Source organism: Pseudomonas sp. Xaverov 83, assembly GCF_019352905.1.
GTDB lineage: Bacteria > Pseudomonadota > Gammaproteobacteria > Pseudomonadales > Pseudomonadaceae > Aquipseudomonas > Aquipseudomonas yamanorum.
In genome coordinates this window covers 98021-112806 of sequence record NZ_JAAAFU010000011.1, presented here as the reverse complement: position 1 = coordinate 112806, position 14786 = coordinate 98021, and the positions used below count along the sequence as shown (strand labels likewise).

Genomic DNA, 14786 nt, shown 5'->3' with positions numbered 1-14786 from the left:
GCCCGTTTTGGGAACCTTGGTACAGGCAGGCCGGGGATTCCCTCTTTTATTGCTCCTGGAGATGGATCTCCACCCGCCAGCGTCCCTCAACCTTCGCCCCCGACCACTCCCCGCGCAACGGCCGAGCCGCCACCAGGTTCAGCAGCAAGCCGCCATCGGTCTTGCGTAAGCGCCAGTTCACGTCCTTGTCATTGACCTTCAGTTGCCCGCCCTGAGCCTTGCCGAGCGCATCGAACAGCAGCGCCACCGTGCCGTCGATATGCTCTCCGTGCAGCTTGGGCTCGCTGTTGAACCACACCACCAGGCCATCGGCCGCAGGCTCCACCCGCTGCAGCTCAACCGGGTCTGGCGTGGTCAGCCGGCCGATCATCAGGCCCACCATCAAGCCGACAATGGCCAACGAGCCTAAAACCCGTGGCAATAGCTTCGGCCTGGGGTCTTCTTCAGGGGTAGAATGCAGCGCATCTTTGCCTTCGGAGCCGTGCATGTTTCACGTCATCCTTTTTCAACCAGAAATTCCGCCGAATACCGGCAACGTTATCAGGCTGTGCGCCAACAGTGGCTGCCACCTGCATTTGATCGAGCCCTTGGGTTTCGACATGGACGACAAACGCCTGCGCCGCGCCGGGCTGGACTACCACGAGTACGCCACCCTGCAACGCCACGCGGACCTCGCCAGCTGCCTGGAAAGCCTGAACCACCCACGGTTGTTCGCGTTTACCACCAAGGGCTCGCGGCCATTCCATGATGCCAGCTTTGCCGAAGGCGACGCCTTCCTGTTCGGCCCGGAAAGCCGGGGCCTGCCAGCGGACGCCCTCGACGCCCTGCCCGACGGCCACCGCCTGCGCCTGCCGATGCGCGAAGGCTGCCGCAGCCTGAACCTGTCCAACACCGTGGCCGTCGCCGTCTATGAGGGTTGGCGCCAACTCGGTTTCAAATAGCGCACATAACAAATGTGGGAGCGGGCTTGTGTGGGAGCCGGGCTTGCCCGCGATGCAAACACCTCGGTGTGTCAGTCACACCGCGGTGATGCTATCGCAGGCAAGCCAGCTCCCACACAAGCCCGCTCCCACATTTAGTCCTGCGTCAGGTTCGAAATTACTGAACCGTTGGCGAACCTTCCTGTTGCATGCGCTGCAGCTCTTGCGCATACAGGGCATCGAAGTTCACCGGGGCCAGCATCAGCGCCGGGAACGAACCACGGGTGACCAGGCTGTCCAGGGTCTCACGGGCATACGGGAACAGGATGTTCGGGCAGAACGCGCCCAGGGTGTGGCTCATGGACGCTTCGTCCAGGCCCTGGATCAGGAAGATACCAGCCTGTTGCACTTCAGCAATGAAGGCCACTTCTTCGCCGTTCTTGACGGTGACCGACAGGGTCAGCACGACTTCGTGGAAGTCACCTTCCAGCGCCTTTTGACGGGTGTTCAGGTCCAGCGCAACACTCGGGGTCCATTCCTGACGGAAGATGGCCGGGCTTTTTGGCGCTTCGAACGACAAGTCACGTACGTAAATACGCTGCAGGGAAAATTGTGGGCCTTGAGCCTCTTCTGCTGCCGCTTCGGTGTTCTGTTGGTCAGTCATCGCAGATCCTTCGTGATCTTGGGGTCTTTTAGGGGTTAGGAGTCAGACGTGAAGCAGCGCATCCAGTTTACCGGCGCGCTCAAGTGCGAACAGGTCATCGCATCCACCGACATGCTTGTCACCGATCCAGATCTGCGGCACGGACGTGCGTCCCGCTTTCTTGGTCATCTCGGCGCGCACCTGGGGCTTGCCATCAACCTTGATCTCTTCGAAGGCAATGCCCTTTTTCTCAAGCAAGGCCTTGGCCCGCATGCAATAAGGGCAATAATCGCTGGAATAAACGACAACCTGGCTCATATCACTTCACCAGCGGCAGGTTATCGCCACGCCAGCTGGAAATACCACCCGACAGTTTGGCGGCGTTGAAGCCGGTCTTCAGCATCTCGCGGGCGTGAGTGCCGGAGTGCTGGCCCTGGGCGTCGACCAGGATGATGGTCTTGGCCTTGTGCTTTTCCAACTCGGCCAGGCGCGAAATCAGCTTGTCCTGGGGAATGTTCAGCGCGCCGACAATGTGACCGGCGGCGAAATCCTTGGCGGGACGAATGTCCACCACTACGGCCTCATCCTTGTTGACCAGGGCGGTCAGCTCGGACGTGCTGAGGCTGCGGCCACCGCGGCTCATTTCGTGAGCGATCAGCAGCGCCAGCAGTACGACGAACGCACCAGCGAGCAAATAGTGGGTAGTGGCAAATGCAATCAGGTGATCAACCATCAAGGAGGTTCCAGGGCGTTAAAATGGCGGTAAGTATACACAGCCGTCATGGTCGGCCAACCCCCGTAAAGCGGTGACGTGGTCGGAACTTCGCTTTAAACTGCCACTCCCTTTTCAATTGCCTTCATTCATTACCGCCGCGAGAGGATCTATGACTACTACGCCTAAACCTTTGGTCCTGATAATTCTCGATGGCTTCGGACACAGTGAAAGCCACCACGACAACGCTGTGTACTCGGCCAAGAAGCCAGTACTGGACCGTCTGAGCGCTACCGTACCGAACGGCCTTATTTCCGGGTCGGGCATGGATGTTGGCCTGCCGGACGGCCAAATGGGCAACTCGGAAGTCGGCCACATGAATCTCGGTGCCGGACGAGTGGTATACCAAGACTTCACCCGCGTGACCAAATCGATCCGCGACGGCGAGTTTTTCGAGAACCCGACTCTTTGCGCGGCAGTGGATAAGGCAGTCAAGGCTGGCAAGGCCGTGCACTTCATGGGCCTGCTGTCGGACGGCGGCGTCCACAGCCACCAGGACCACCTGATCGCCATGGCCGAACTGGCCTTCAAGCGCGGCGCCGAGAAGATCTATCTGCATGCGTTCCTCGACGGCCGCGACACCCCGCCGAAAAGCGCCCAGTCCTCCATCGAACTGCTGGACGAAACCTTCAAGACCCTCGGCAAGGGCCGCATCGCCAGCCTGGTCGGCCGTTACTTCGCGATGGACCGTGACAACCGTTGGGATCGCGTGGCCCAGGCCTACAACCTGATCGTCGACGGCCAGGCCGAATTCAACGCCGCCACTGCCCAGGAAGGCCTGGAGGCCGCTTACGCCCGTGGCGAGAGTGACGAATTCGTCAAGGCCACCACCATCGGTGAACCGGTAAAAGTCGAAGATGGCGACGCCGTGGTGTTCATGAACTTCCGCGCCGACCGTGCCCGCGAGCTGAGCCATGTGTTTGTCGATGCCGGTTTCAAGGACTTCGAGCGCGCCCGCCAGCCGAAAGTCGAATTCGTGATGCTGACCCAATACGCCGCCAACATCCCGGCCCCCTCGGCATTCGCCCCGGGCAGCCTGGAAAACGTGCTGGGGGATTACCTGGCGAAAAACGGCAAGACCCAACTGCGCATTGCCGAAACCGAGAAATACGCCCACGTGACCTTCTTCTTCTCCGGCGGTCGTGAAGAACCGTTCCCGGGTGAAGAGCGCATCCTGATCCCGTCGCCGAAAGTCGCCACCTACGACCTGCAGCCGGAAATGAGTGCCCCGGAAGTCACGGACAAGATCGTCGACGCCATCGAGCACCAGCGTTACGACGTGATCGTGGTCAACTACGCCAACGGCGACATGGTGGGCCACAGCGGAAACCTGGAAGCGGCGGTAAAAGCCGTGGAATGCCTGGACCTGTGCGTCGGCCGCATCGTCGACGCCCTGGACAAGGTAGGCGGCGAAGCACTGATCACCGCCGACCACGGCAACTGCGAACAAATGTCCGACGAATCCACCGGCCAGGCCCACACCGCCCACACCACCGAGCCGGTGCCGTTCATCTACGTCGGCAAACGCGACCTGAAAGTGCGTGACGGCGGCGTACTGGCCGACGTGGCACCGACCATGTTGATGCTGATGGGGCTGGAGAAGCCGAAAGAGATGACTGGCACTTCGATATTGGTTTAATAGCAAAACCGCCCGATTAAATCGCCCGAAACGGCTTTTTATGACGAACGCCTCAAAGCAGTTGGCTTTGAGGCGTTTTTTTTGCAGCGCTTGGCGGGCATACTAGGCCGTCCCTTTCCCTGGTGTCGCCCGCCTCTATGCTTCGCGCCTTGATTACCCTTGCTCTTGTCTGCCTGCTCCAACCGGCATTTGCCGATGAGCGCGCACAAACCCAACAACAGTTGGACGCTACGCGTCAGGACATTACCGAGCTCAAGAAGCTGCTCGGCAAGCTCCAGGAAGAGAAGTCCGGCGTGCAGAAAGACCTGCGCGGCACGGAAACCGAGATGGGCAAGCTGGAGAAGCAAGTCCAGGAGCTGCAAAAAGAACTAAAGAAGAGCGAGTCGGAACTGGAGCGACTCGACGGTGAGAAAAAAAAACTCCAGAGCGCCCGCGTTGAACAGCAACGCCTGATCGCGATCCAGGCCCGCGCCGCCTACCAGAATGGCCGCCAGGAATACCTCAAGCTGCTGCTCAACCAGCAGAACCCGGAAAAATTCGCCCGCACCCTCACCTATTACGACTACCTGAGCAAGGCCCGCCTGGAGCAACTGAAAAGCTTCAACGAGACCCTGCGCCAGTTGGCCAATGTCGAAACCGAGATCGCCAACCAGCAGTCGCAGTTGCTCGACCAGAAAACCGCACTCGACAGCCAGCGCGACGAGCTGGACAAGGTTCGCAAGGAGCGCCAGCAGGCGCTGGCCAAGCTGAATGACGACGTAAAGGCCCGCGATGCCAAGCTCAAGAATCGCGAGCAAGACCAGGCCGACCTGGCCAAAGTCCTGAAAACCATCGAGGAAACCCTGGCTCGCCAGGCCCGCGAGGCCGAAGAAGCGCGGCAAAAAGCGCTTATCGCCCAGCAGGAAGCCGAAAAAAAGCGCGAGCGTGAGGCGGCCGAGGCCGTTGCCAGCGCCACCGATGCCCCGGCCCCGCGTAAACCGGTGCGTGCAGCGCCTGGCCCGCTGGTTTCCAGCGCCGGCGAATCGTTTGGCGGACCTTTTGCTTCAGCCCGGGGAAAACTTCCATGGCCAGTTGATGGTCGATTACTGGCACGCTTTGGTGAAACCCGTGGCGATGACACCCGCGCCAAGTGGGACGGTGTGATGATCAGTGCCGGTGCCGGCACCCAGGTCCACGCCATTCACGGCGGCCGTGTGGTGTTCGCCGATTGGCTGCGCGGCGCAGGTTTGTTGGTGATTCTTGACCACGGTAATGGCTATTTGAGCCTTTACGGCCACAATCAAACTTTGCTTAAAGCGGCAGGTGATGTTGTAAAAGCCGGTGAATCCATCTCCACTGTCGGTAACAGTGGTGGCCAGGACACTCCGGCGCTGTACTTCGCTATTCGTCAGCAGGGCCGCCCGAGCGACCCGGCACAATGGTGCCGCACCCAAGGATAAGGGTCGCATCTACATTAGGAGTTCGTTCGACATGCTGCATTTGTCCCGCCTCACATCGCTGGCCCTGACGATCGCCCTGGTGATCGGCGCGCCTTTGGCATTCGCCGACCAGACCGCCCAGTCAGCCACGGCCGCGACCACCAAGGCCCCGCTGCCGCTGGACGAGTTGCGCACCTTCGCCGAGGTCATGGACCGGATCAAGGCCGCTTATGTCGAACCTGTGGACGACAAGACCCTGCTGGAAAATGCCATCAAGGGCATGCTCAGCAACCTTGACCCGCACTCCGCCTACCTGGGCCCGGAAGATTTTGCCGAGCTGCAGGAGAGTACCAGTGGTGAGTTCGGTGGCCTGGGCATCGAAGTCGGCGCCGACGACGGCAACATCAAGGTGGTCTCGCCGATCGATGATACCCCGGCGTCCAAGGCCGGCATCCAGGCCGGCGACTTTATCGTCAAGATCAACGGCCAGCCGACCCGCGGCCAGACCATGACCGAAGCCGTCGACAAGATGCGCGGCAAGATCGGTCAGAAAATCACCCTGACCCTGGTGCGCGACGGCGGCACGCCGTTCGACGTGACCCTGACCCGCGCCACCATCACGGTCAAGAGCGTGAAGAGCCAGCTGCTGGAGTCGGGCTACGGCTACATCCGTATCACCCAGTTCCAGGTCAAGACCGGCGACGAAGTGGCCAAGGCCCTGGCCAAGCTGCGCAAAGACAACGGCAAGAAACTCAGCGGCATCGTGCTCGACCTGCGTAACAACCCGGGCGGCGTGTTGCAGGCGGCGGTGGAAGTGGTCGACCACTTCATCACCAAGGGCCTGATCGTCTACACCAAGGGCCGTATCGCCAACTCCGAACTGCGCTTCTCGGCCACCGGCAACGACCTCAGCGAAGGCGTGCCGATGGTTGTGCTGATCAACGGCGGCAGCGCCTCGGCCTCGGAAATCGTCGCCGGCGCCCTGCAAGACCAGAAGCGCGGCGTGCTGATGGGCACCACCAGCTTCGGCAAAGGCTCGGTGCAAACCGTGCTGCCGCTGAACAACGACCGCGCATTGAAGATCACCACGGCGCTGTACTACACGCCGAACGGTCGCTCGATCCAGGCCCAGGGCATCGTGCCGGACATCGAAGTGCGCAAGGCCAAGATCACCAACGAAGCGGACAGCGAGTTCTACAAGGAAGCTGACCTGCAGGGCCACCTGGGCAATGGCAACGGCGGCGCCGACCAGCCAACCGGCAGCGGCTCGAAAGCCAAGCCGATGCCGCAGGACGACGATTATCAGTTGGCCCAGGCGCTGAGCCTGCTCAAGGGCCTGAGCATTACGCGCAGCCGTTGATATGCGCCGTGGCCTGATCATCGCTTTGCTGTGCTGTCTGGCGGGAGCTGCCCAAGGCAACCCCGCCAGTGCAGCCCCCGCTGAACACAAAGCCTACCTGACCCTGATCATCGACGACCTCGGGCAAAACCTGCCCCGGGATCGTCGTGTGCTCGCCCTGCCCGGCCCGGTGACCACGGCGATCATGCCCGACACACCCCACGCCGCCGAATTCGCCCGCGAAGCCCACAAGGCGGGCAAGATCGTCATCCTGCACATGCCCATGGACCCGGCCACCGGCCCGTTCGCCTGGCACCCCGACCTGCCCATCGAAGAACTCGGCAAACGCCTGGACGCGGCCTTCAAGGCCGTGCCTTATACCGCCGGCATCAACAACCACATGGGCAGCCGCATGACGGCGCAGCCAGAGGCCATGGCCTGGTTGATGGGTGAGCTGCAACGGCGCCACAAGTTCTTCGTCGATAGCCGCACCAGCGCTAAAACCGTCGCCGCCGCCGAGGCACAAAAGATTGGTCTGGCGAGCGTCTCGCGGGATGTGTTCCTCGATGACGAACGCACCGAAGTAGCCATCACCACTCAATTGCAGACCGCGATCAAGCTGGCCCACAAACAGGGGTCTGCGGTGATGATCGGCCACCCTTATCCACAGACGCTGGCGGTACTGGAACGAGAGCTGCCCAAGCTCAAGGCCCAGGGCGTCGAGTGGATCGACATCAAGTTGATGATCAGCCTGCGCAGCAACCAGGCCATGGCCGGGCACGGAAAAAACGGCACTTACCGCTAGTGCTATATAGCTACCGCGCCTGACCGAGCGGACTCTCCGATAGTCGATCTTCTTATCAACTGGAGAGTCTGTACATGAACTCACTGCAATACAAAGACCTGCTGATCAACTTCACCACCGAGTTCGTTCCTGTATGGAACGACAAAGGCACCCGCGCCGAAAAGCCCGTGACCTTCTGGCGCCCGAGCACATCCTCCAACGTGCTGGGCAACTTCGTCTCGCTGGGTGATGTGGCGGTAGCGGGTTACCACAACATCAATCAACTGAAAATCGTGGCCGTTGTCAGCGAAGTTGACCGGGAGAATGGCACCGCGTTGCGGCCCCCCGTCGATTTCGAGAGGGTCTGGGAACATTCAGGACCAAGGGCACGCGCCAATTTCTCAATCTGGCAGCCCACCGCTCCAGAAGGTTATGTGGCGATGGGGCTGGTCTGTGGCCTCGGTAATGACAAACCACCACGCAATACCATCCGCTGTGTCAGAGAAGACCTGGTGACTCAGGCCTATGTCGACCAGTTGATCTGGAGCGACCAAGGCAGCGGCGCCCACCAGGACTTCAGCGCCTGGGGCGTTTCCCCGTCGCAGGCAGCTCCTGGACAAACCTACCTGGCACCGGGCACCTTTACCGGCGCCGAGGGCTATGCCAAGCCAACCAGGCAAAGCCCGGTGCACGCCCTGCGGCTGGACCTTGCGCTCCATTCCGAGGATCTGCCGCCACTTCCACGCGAAATGGCACCAGGACGCACGATGCCGGAGCAGGTAACAGAAGGCACTCATGTCTGCGAACTGCCCTGGTTTACCGTGAACGACCCGACCTTGACGCCCTTGGAAAAACTGCAAACGTGCCCGGTTTATCGGCTCAAAAGAATCGACCAATACAGCTTGGTGGCCAGCGGTCAAAACACCACGCCAGCAAGCCAAACCTTCAGTTGGGTCTTCGCAAAAGGGGAAATCAGTGACTTCTCCATGGGTCTGCGCTACGTGACCGATATCGATATAAAGGCTGCATGGACACCCCGTCATTCGTTGAGTGTCAGTGCCAGCCTCAATCGCGACTTCACGCATACGGGCTTGACCGCACAAGGTTGGGAACGGGAGAGCGTGGCGGATGTGATGGCTTACATCCCGGCGAATAAATCCATCGCTGCCTACCTGGTCAAAAGCCGATACGAGCTATTGCGGGTTGACGGCAGCCAGCTCGGGCCAACCCTTACCTATGCCAGCGGAGATAACGTCTACTTCAGCGAGCTGCTGCAACCTGAAGCGGCGGTTACTGCTGTTGAGGAACCACAGGAAGTACCAGAAGAGGTGCCCGAGCCCACAGAAAACAACCTAGAGATAACGCCCCATGATGGCATCGACGACACCCTCTTGCCGTAACTGATCGAGGGCCGCCTGGAGTTTCGCCACCACCTCATCCGGCACGTTCTTGTTCAGTGCCAGGTACAACTGCGCGCTGTTGAAGCGCAGAACGGTCTTGAGCCCGGTCACCCCGACCTGGCGTGCCAGATAACGGCCCGCCGGGTCCCCGGTGGCCCACAGGTCGATCTGGCCATCCACCAGTTTTTGCGCATTGTCCTGATCCCGCAGCACGATCACCGGCTTGAGCCCCTGTTTCTCCAGGCTTTCCGCGATGGCATCGCCCTTGTAGGCGCCGATCTTGTAGCGCCGCGCCTGCTCAAGGTCGCTCAGTTGGATCTTGCTGTCAGCCTTGGCCAGCAACACCCAATCGTCCGGGCCGATGGGGCCGACCCATTTGAACAGCGCCTCACGGTCCGGCAGGCGCGCCATCACGAACACGCCGTAGCCGGGTTTTTCCAGGGCGAGTTTGTAGATTCGTTCCCAAGGGAAACGCAGAGTGAGGTTGTAGGAAATGCCGGCACGCTTGAAGGTCTCGCGGACGATGTCCACGGCGATGCCTTCGATGTTCTCTTCCTTGGCGAAGTTCTTGCCGTTTTTCGCCATGTTGTACGGCGGGAAGTTTTCCGTCAGCAGCACCAGGGAAGCGCCGTCGGACGGTTCATCGGCATGGGCCGAACCCGTCAATAGAACGGTGGTACTGGCGAGGGCGAGCAGCAGGTCTCTGAACATGAAAGTTACCGGAATCCATGGCAAGCCCAGAGAGTGCCGCGAGCCTGCCATGGTGTCCAGTGACGTTTAGCGTACGACGATACCGCGCGCCGCCATGTAGGCCTTGGCCTCAGGAACGGTGTATTCGCCAAAGTGGAAAATACTCGCTGCCAGTACCGCGCTGGCGTGGCCTTCGATCACACCGTCGGCCAGGTGCTGCAAGTTGCCTACGCCGCCAGAAGCAATCACCGGGATACCCAGCGCATCGCTGATGGCACGGGTCACGCCCAGGTCGAAGCCGTTTTTCATGCCGTCCTGGTCCATGCTGGTCAGCAGGATTTCACCGGCGCCCAGGGCTTCCATCTTCATCGCCCACTGCACGGCATCCAACCCGGTCGGCTTGCGGCCGCCGTGGGTGAAGATCTCCCAGCGTGGGGTTTCGCCCGGACCGGAGACTTTCTTGGCGTCGATGGCGACGACGATGCATTGCGAACCAAAGTGCTGCGCGGCTTCGCCGACAAATTCCGGGTTGAACACGGCGGCGGTGTTGATCGAAACCTTGTCCGCGCCGGCATTCAGCAGGTTGCGAATGTCCTGCACGGTGCGCACGCCACCGCCCACGGTCAGCGGGATAAACACCTGGCTGGCCATGCGCTCGACGGTATGCAGCGTGGTGTCGCGACCATCGACACTGGCGGTGATGTCGAGAAAGGTAATCTCGTCAGCGCCCTGTTCGTCGTAGCGACGGGCGATTTCCACCGGGTCGCCCGCGTCACGGATGTTCTCGAACTTGACGCCCTTGACCACGCGACCGTTGTCGACGTCCAGGCAAGGGATGATGCGTTTGGCCAGCGCCATGGTCAGTCCTCAGCCGTTGTAGGCGTCGCAGTAAGCCTGGGCTTCAGCGACGTCCAGAGTGCCTTCATAGATCGCCCGGCCCGTGATGGCGCCGATGATCCCTGGCGCCTTCGCGTCCAGCAGCGACTTGATGTCACCCAGGTTGTGGATACCGCCGGAAGCGATCACCGGGATTTTGGTAGCAGCGGCCAGCGCAGCGGTGAACGGTACGTTGCAGCCTTGCATCATGCCGTCTTTGGCGATGTCGGTATAAACGATGGCGGAGACGCCGTCGGCTTCAAACTGCTTGGCGAGGTCGATCACCTGGACGGTGCTGATTTCAGCCCAGCCGTCGGTGGCGACAAAACCGTCTTTGGCGTCCAGGCCCACGATCACTTTGCCGGGGAACGCACGGCAGGCTTCTGCGACGAAGGCCGGGTCTTTCACGGCCTTGGTGCCGATGATCACGTAGCTCACGCCCGCTTTCACGTAGTGCTCGATGGTTTCCAGGGAGCGGATGCCGCCACCAATCTGGATCGGCAGGTTCGGGTAGCGCTTGGCGATCGCCGTCACCACCTCGCCGTTGACCGGCTGGCCCTCGAACGCACCGTTCAAGTCCACCAGATGCAGACGACGGCAACCGCCTTCCACCCACTTGGCAGCCATGCTCACCGGGTCATCGGAGAACACCGTGGAATCTTCCATGCGGCCCTGGCGCAGACGTACGCAGGCGCCGTCCTTGAGATCGATAGCGGGAATAATCAGCATCTGGCAAACCTTATTCGATATTCAGCGTTGCTCGGAAAATCAGGGTTTCTCGAGCGCCCACAAGTCGCTTTCGATGCTTTCGAACCTTTCTTTAAGGTGCGTCTGCACGTCGAAAATCGCCCTGTTGTAATAGTGCGGAGCAATTTCAGTGGTGAACAGTTCGAGGATTTCTGCGACCTCGAACGAGCCGAGCTTGAGCTCGAAGCGGTCTTCCATGAAACGCTTGATCTTGTCGGTGGCCTCACTCTCCTGCTGGGGAGTGAGGTTCAAGATCGGCGGCTTGACCTTCTTGGCCATTACCAGCGCCCGTCCCACGCGGCGAAGTTCTGCAGCAATTGCAGGCCATGGGTATGGCTCTTCTCCGGGTGGAACTGCACGGCAAAGCGCGAACCGTCGGCCAGGGCAGCGGCGAAGTCGACGCCATAGTGCCCGCCACCCACCACCTGGCGCGGGTTACCGGCGGCGATGTAGTAGCTGTGTACGAAGTAGAAACGCGCCAGGTCCGGCACGTTGTGCCACAGCGGGTGGTCCACGGTCTGGCGTACTTCGTTCCAGCCCATGTGCGGGACCTTCAGGTGTTCGCCGTCTTCGTGTAGGTCCTTGCCGAAAAACTTCACCTGGCCCGGGAACAGGCCGATGCAATCGACGCCGGCGTTCTCTTCACTGCTGTCGAGCAAGGCTTGCATGCCTACGCAGATGCCGAGGAACGGCCGGTCCTGGCTGACTTCACGCACCAGGCTGTCGAAGCCCAGGCGGCGAATCTCGGCCATGCAGTCGCGAATCGCGCCAACACCCGGGAACACCACCCGGTCGGCTTCGCGAATCACCTCGGCATCGCTGGTGATCAGTACCTTGCCGGCACCTACGTGCTCGAGGGCCTTGGCCACCGAGTGCAGGTTACCCATGCCGTAATCGATAACCGCGACCGTCTGCATTACAGAACGCCCTTGGTCGACGGCATTTGCCCGGCCATGCGGTCATCCAGCTCTACGGCCATGCGCAGGGCACGACCGAAAGCCTTGAACACGGTCTCGATCTGGTGGTGGGTGTTGGTGCCACGCAGGTTGTCGATGTGCAGGCTGACCAGTGCGTGGTTGACGAAACCCTGGAAGAATTCCTGGAACAGGTCGACGTCGAAGCCGCCCACGGTGGCGCGGGTGTAGGGCACGTGCATCTGCAGGCCTGGGCGGCCGGAGAAGTCGATGACCACACGCGACAGCGCTTCATCCAGCGGGACATAGGCGTGGCCATAGCGACGGATGCCTTTCTTGTCGCCGATGGCTTTGGCAAATGCCTGGCCCAACGTGATACCGACGTCTTCCACGGTGTGGTGGTCGTCGATATGCAGGTCGCCCTTGCTGACGATATCCAGGTCGATCAGCCCGTGACGGGCGATCTGGTCCAGCATGTGCTCAAGAAAAGGTACACCGATATCAAATCGGGCCTTTCCGGTGCCATCCAGGTTAATCGAGGCTTTGATCTGGGTTTCCAGAGTGTCGCGCTCGACGGACGCCTTACGTTCGGCCATCACCAGCTCCGCAAAATCATTGGGCGAAAAAGGCAGCCATTATAGGGGCGCGGGCGCTAAACAGAAACATCGGAGGGGATAAGACTGATGGAGTGTCGAGGATAGACATGTCAGTACAAGCGTGGGAGCAGCTTTGTGTGGGAGCGGGCTTGCTCGCGAAAGCGGTGTGTCAGCCAATACATGTGCTGACTGATCCATCGCATTCGCGAGCAAGCCCGCTCCCACACAAGCCCGCTCCCACAAGGTTTACGCGGTGTTAGTGGAACAGTACTGCGGTTTTCTGCAGGGTGACCCACACGCCCCACGCCAACGGAATACCCACCACCAGCCAGGCGGCAACCGCCAATGGCACGCTACCGGATGAGGCTTTCCATTCCAGCACGGTGCTGGAATCGGAGCCCTTGTCGTGGCCAAGCGCCTGTTCGGCAGCCAATTCCGCGTCGGTCATGAAGTACTTGTCTGCCACCGGCCGTACCAGCAGGTTGCAGATAAAGCCCAGCACCAGCAGGCCGGCGAGGATGTACAAGGTGATGTCGTAGGCCGCAGCGCGTTCAACGCCGATGCTCAACTGGTACTCACGCAGGTAGTTCACCAGTACCGGACCCAACACACCCGCCGCTGCCCACGCCGTCAGCAGACGACCATGGATCGCGCCCACCATTTGCGTACCGAACAGGTCCGCCAGGTAAGCCGGGACGGTCGCAAAACCACCGCCGTACATCGACAGGATGATGCAGAACGCAGCCACGAACAGCGCGACGTTGCCCAGGTGGCCCAGGTTCGGGATCAACGCGTACAGGGCAAATCCCAATGCGAAGAACACGAAGTAGGTGTTTTTACGGCCCAGGTAGTCGGAGAACGATGCCCAGAAGAACCGGCCACCGATGTTGAACAGGCTCAACAGACCGGTAAAGCCGGCGGCAATGGCTGCGATGGACGCCAGTTGACCGGCATCCAGCTGGCCAAACGTCAGGCCGTTACCCAGCAATTTGCCGCCGAACACTTCCTGCAGCAGCGGCGAAGCCATGCCGAGGATGCCGATACCGGCAGACACGTTCAGGCACAGCACCAGCCACACCAGGCGGAATTGCGGGGTTTTCCAGGCCACGTTCACGTGCACGTGACGGTGGGTGATCATCGCGTTGCTGGCTTTTTTCGCCGGGGCAGTCCAGCCCTCAGGCTTCCAGCCGGTAGGCGGAACGCGGTAGGACAAGGCACCGCCGATCATGAACACGAAGTAGATCGCGGCCATGACCACGAAGCTCTGCCACACGCCAACGCTGGTCGGCGAAGCAAAGTGGCCCATCAGGGCGGCTGCCAACGGGGCACCCACCATCGCGCCGCCGCCGAAGCCCATGATCGCCATGCCGGTGGCCATGCCGCGCTTGTCCGGGAACCACTTGATCAGGGTCGACACCGGAGAGATATAACCCAGGCCCAGGCCGATACCACCAATGACCCCGGAGCCGATCCACATCAGCCAGATCTGGTGGGTATAGATCCCCAATGCGGAGATCAGCAGGCCGCCGCACCAGCACAAGGCCGACACGACGCCGGCTTTACGTGGCCCGGCATGTTCCAGCCAGCCGCCCCAAATGGCTGCCGAGCAACCCAGGAAGATGAAGAACAGGGTGTAGATCCAGCCCAGCATGGAGATGGGCCAATCGCATTGCGACGAGAAGACCTGGCTGATAAAGCTCATGTCCGGCGCACAGGCGACCGGTGCGGTGATACCCAGCGCCTTGGACAACGGCAACCAGAACACCGAGAAGCCGTAGGCCATGCCGATACACAGGTGGATGGCCAGGGCGGCCGGTGGTACCAGCCAACGGTTGAACCCGGGCTTGGCGATAATGCGCTCCTTGGACAGGAACGCAGGCTGTGCAGCAGTATGACCCGCCGCAGTGCTAGTGCTCATTGGTGTTTCCCCCAGTTATTAGTATGTGTCCGTCGGGCGCTCTCTCCTTCAGCCTTGCACGCAAAGCGTGGCCGTTTTTTTGAGTAAAGCTCCATTTTGGCGCGACGTTTAGCCGCAGAAGGCGGACGAA

General features: G+C 60.8%; 17 protein-coding genes. 6 read left to right on the top strand and 11 right to left on the bottom strand.

What is annotated here, in order from left to right:
* Positions 1–46: 46 nt before the first annotated feature.
* Complete coding sequence (locus K0H47_RS05010; protein ID WP_219272101.1) at positions 47–487, bottom strand: hypothetical protein; 441 nt, start codon at positions 485–487, stop codon at positions 47–49.
* Between K0H47_RS05010 and K0H47_RS05005 the strand changes: the two genes are divergently transcribed.
* Positions 486–941, top strand: coding sequence for a tRNA (cytidine(34)-2'-O)-methyltransferase (locus tag K0H47_RS05005; protein WP_219272100.1), 456 nt, complete (start codon positions 486–488; stop codon positions 939–941). The two genes, K0H47_RS05010 and K0H47_RS05005, sit on opposite strands and share 2 nt — an antisense overlap.
* A gap of 157 nt (positions 942–1098) precedes the next feature.
* Here the strand turns inward: K0H47_RS05005 and secB are convergent, their stop codons facing one another.
* The 3 genes from secB to K0H47_RS04990 are packed head-to-tail and all read right to left on the bottom strand — an operon-like array spanning position 1099 to position 2296.
* On the bottom strand, positions 1099–1584 hold the full coding sequence (gene secB, locus K0H47_RS05000) for a protein-export chaperone SecB (RefSeq protein ID WP_003218009.1): 486 nt from the start codon (positions 1582–1584) through the stop codon (positions 1099–1101).
* 42 nt (positions 1585–1626) lie between these two features.
* Positions 1627–1881, bottom strand: a complete 255-nt coding sequence (gene grxC / locus K0H47_RS04995) for a glutaredoxin 3 (protein WP_010169095.1) — start codon at positions 1879–1881, stop codon at positions 1627–1629.
* Position 1882: 1 nt separating this feature from the next.
* Positions 1883–2296 (bottom strand): rhodanese-like domain-containing protein, encoded by a 414-nt coding sequence (locus K0H47_RS04990; RefSeq protein WP_063033506.1) that lies wholly within the window; start codon positions 2294–2296, stop codon positions 1883–1885.
* 151 nt (positions 2297–2447) lie between these two features.
* On the opposite strand from K0H47_RS04990, the gene gpmI reads away from it, so the two are divergent.
* The 5 genes from gpmI to K0H47_RS04965 all read left to right on the top strand — a co-directional run bounded on the left by gpmI (position 2448) and on the right by K0H47_RS04965 (position 8915).
* Positions 2448–3974 (top strand): 2,3-bisphosphoglycerate-independent phosphoglycerate mutase, encoded by a 1527-nt coding sequence (gpmI, locus tag K0H47_RS04985; RefSeq protein ID WP_063033507.1) that lies wholly within the window; start codon positions 2448–2450, stop codon positions 3972–3974.
* 137 nt (positions 3975–4111) lie between these two features.
* Positions 4112–5413, top strand: coding sequence for a murein hydrolase activator EnvC (locus tag K0H47_RS04980; protein WP_063033508.1), 1302 nt, complete (start codon positions 4112–4114; stop codon positions 5411–5413).
* Between the two features lie 31 nt (positions 5414–5444).
* Complete coding sequence (locus tag K0H47_RS04975) at positions 5445–6752, top strand: S41 family peptidase (RefSeq protein WP_017478172.1); 1308 nt, start codon at positions 5445–5447, stop codon at positions 6750–6752.
* A gap of 1 nt (position 6753) precedes the next feature.
* Positions 6754–7536 carry a divergent polysaccharide deacetylase family protein gene (locus K0H47_RS04970; protein WP_177025844.1) on the top strand — a complete coding sequence of 261 codons (783 nt, stop codon included), beginning with the start codon at positions 6754–6756 and terminating at the stop codon, positions 7534–7536.
* 74 nt (positions 7537–7610) lie between these two features.
* On the top strand, positions 7611–8915 hold the full coding sequence (locus K0H47_RS04965) for a Vps62-related protein (protein WP_219272098.1): 1305 nt from the start codon (positions 7611–7613) through the stop codon (positions 8913–8915).
* Here the strand turns inward: K0H47_RS04965 and K0H47_RS04960 are convergent.
* The 7 genes from K0H47_RS04960 to K0H47_RS04930 form a co-directional block, all read right to left on the bottom strand.
* Positions 8868–9626, bottom strand: a complete 759-nt coding sequence (locus K0H47_RS04960) for an ABC transporter substrate-binding protein (RefSeq protein ID WP_177025842.1) — start codon at positions 9624–9626, stop codon at positions 8868–8870. The genes K0H47_RS04965 and K0H47_RS04960 overlap by 48 nt on opposite strands.
* A 66-nt stretch (positions 9627–9692) precedes the next feature.
* A complete protein-coding gene (gene hisF / locus K0H47_RS04955; RefSeq protein ID WP_003218030.1) occupies positions 9693–10463 on the bottom strand; it encodes an imidazole glycerol phosphate synthase subunit HisF in 771 nt (256 codons plus the stop codon).
* A 9-nt stretch (positions 10464–10472) separates the two neighbouring features.
* The gene (gene hisA / locus K0H47_RS04950) at positions 10473–11210 is read right to left on the bottom strand and encodes a 1-(5-phosphoribosyl)-5-[(5-phosphoribosylamino)methylideneamino]imidazole-4-carboxamide isomerase (RefSeq protein WP_003187784.1); all 738 of its coding nucleotides are present in this window, start codon (positions 11208–11210) and stop codon (positions 10473–10475) included.
* A 39-nt stretch (positions 11211–11249) separates the two neighbouring features.
* Positions 11250–11507 (bottom strand): DUF2164 domain-containing protein, encoded by a 258-nt coding sequence (locus K0H47_RS04945; RefSeq protein WP_003218033.1) that lies wholly within the window; start codon positions 11505–11507, stop codon positions 11250–11252.
* A complete protein-coding gene (gene hisH / locus K0H47_RS04940; RefSeq protein ID WP_177025841.1) occupies positions 11507–12145 on the bottom strand; it encodes an imidazole glycerol phosphate synthase subunit HisH in 639 nt (212 codons plus the stop codon). The genes K0H47_RS04945 and hisH overlap by 1 nt, the downstream gene beginning before the upstream one ends.
* A complete protein-coding gene (hisB, locus tag K0H47_RS04935; protein WP_003218037.1) occupies positions 12145–12738 on the bottom strand; it encodes an imidazoleglycerol-phosphate dehydratase HisB in 594 nt (197 codons plus the stop codon). Before hisB ends, hisH begins: the two co-directional genes overlap by 1 nt.
* 256 nt (positions 12739–12994) lie before the next feature.
* Positions 12995–14656, bottom strand: a complete 1662-nt coding sequence (locus tag K0H47_RS04930) for an OFA family MFS transporter (RefSeq protein WP_219272097.1) — start codon at positions 14654–14656, stop codon at positions 12995–12997.
* Between the last annotated feature and the right edge of the window lie 130 nt (positions 14657–14786).

Bases quoted from the DNA above. Each gene is read 5' to 3' on its own strand.
- K0H47_RS04930 (WP_219272097.1), bottom strand. From the start codon at position 14,656: ATGAGCACTAGCACTGCGGCGGGTCATACTGCTGCACAGCCTGCGTTC.
- K0H47_RS04970 (WP_177025844.1), top strand. From the start codon at position 6,754: ATGCGCCGTGGCCTGATCATCGCTTTGCTGTGCTGTCTGGCGGGAGCT.
- K0H47_RS04990 (WP_063033506.1), bottom strand. From the start codon at position 2,296: ATGGTTGATCACCTGATTGCATTTGCCACTACCCACTATTTGCTCGCT.
- gpmI (WP_063033507.1), top strand. From the start codon at position 2,448: ATGACTACTACGCCTAAACCTTTGGTCCTGATAATTCTCGATGGCTTC.
- hisA (WP_003187784.1), bottom strand. From the start codon at position 11,210: ATGCTGATTATTCCCGCTATCGATCTCAAGGACGGCGCCTGCGTACGT.
- K0H47_RS04975 (WP_017478172.1), top strand. From the start codon at position 5,445: ATGCTGCATTTGTCCCGCCTCACATCGCTGGCCCTGACGATCGCCCTG.
- K0H47_RS05005 (WP_219272100.1), top strand. From the start codon at position 486: ATGTTTCACGTCATCCTTTTTCAACCAGAAATTCCGCCGAATACCGGC.
- grxC (WP_010169095.1), bottom strand. From the start codon at position 1,881: ATGAGCCAGGTTGTCGTTTATTCCAGCGATTATTGCCCTTATTGCATG.
- hisB (WP_003218037.1), bottom strand. From the start codon at position 12,738: ATGGCCGAACGTAAGGCGTCCGTCGAGCGCGACACTCTGGAAACCCAG.
- K0H47_RS04965 (WP_219272098.1), top strand. From the start codon at position 7,611: ATGAACTCACTGCAATACAAAGACCTGCTGATCAACTTCACCACCGAG.
- K0H47_RS04945 (WP_003218033.1), bottom strand. From the start codon at position 11,507: ATGGCCAAGAAGGTCAAGCCGCCGATCTTGAACCTCACTCCCCAGCAG.
- hisF (WP_003218030.1), bottom strand. From the start codon at position 10,463: ATGGCGCTGGCCAAACGCATCATCCCTTGCCTGGACGTCGACAACGGT.
- K0H47_RS05010 (WP_219272101.1), bottom strand. From the start codon at position 487: ATGCACGGCTCCGAAGGCAAAGATGCGCTGCATTCTACCCCTGAAGAA.
- hisH (WP_177025841.1), bottom strand. From the start codon at position 12,145: ATGCAGACGGTCGCGGTTATCGATTACGGCATGGGTAACCTGCACTCG.
- secB (WP_003218009.1), bottom strand. From the start codon at position 1,584: ATGACTGACCAACAGAACACCGAAGCGGCAGCAGAAGAGGCTCAAGGC.
- K0H47_RS04960 (WP_177025842.1), bottom strand. From the start codon at position 9,626: ATGTTCAGAGACCTGCTGCTCGCCCTCGCCAGTACCACCGTTCTATTG.
- K0H47_RS04980 (WP_063033508.1), top strand. From the start codon at position 4,112: ATGCTTCGCGCCTTGATTACCCTTGCTCTTGTCTGCCTGCTCCAACCG.